A 445-nucleotide genomic window follows, 5' to 3' on the forward strand; every position below is an offset into this window, starting at 1 on the left:
TTCACGCCGGCGACGAAGCAGTTCTTGCCGTTGGCGTAGGCCTGGCAGCCCAGCGTATGGAACTGACCGGTCTTGCCCGTGATGCCCTGGGTGATGACGCGGGTGTCCTTGTTGATCAGGATGCTCATGTCTTGCTCTTTCCTCGTTCGCTCAGGGCTTACTTGACGGCTTCGACGATCTTCGTCGCGGCCTCGGCCATCGTGTCGGCGCTGATGATCGGCAGGCCCGAATCCTTCAGGATCTGCTTGCCCAGGTCCTCGTTCGTGCCCTTCATGCGCACCACCAGCGGCACCGTCAGGTTGACCGCGCGGCTGGCCGTCACCACGCCGTTGGCGATGGTGTCGCACTTCATGATGCCGCCGAAGATGTTGACCAGGATGCCCTTGACGTCCGGGTTCTTCAGCATCAGCTTGAAGGCCTCGGTCACCTTCTCGGCCGTGGCGCC

The 445-nt window shown here is 62.5% G+C and carries 2 pseudogenes; both read right to left on the reverse strand.

Going from position 1 to position 445, the window contains the following annotated elements:
• Positions 1-128, reverse strand: a pseudogene (locus HZU84_RS20095) (succinate--CoA ligase subunit alpha); the annotation flags it as partial.
• Positions 129-157: 29 nt separating this feature from the next.
• A pseudogene (gene sucC, locus HZU84_RS20100) lies at positions 158-445 on the reverse strand (succinate--CoA ligase subunit beta); the annotation flags it as partial.

The organism is Sphaerotilus sulfidivorans, assembly GCF_013426975.1.
In the GTDB taxonomy this organism is placed as follows: Bacteria; Pseudomonadota; Gammaproteobacteria; order Burkholderiales; family Burkholderiaceae_C; genus Sphaerotilus; species Sphaerotilus sulfidivorans.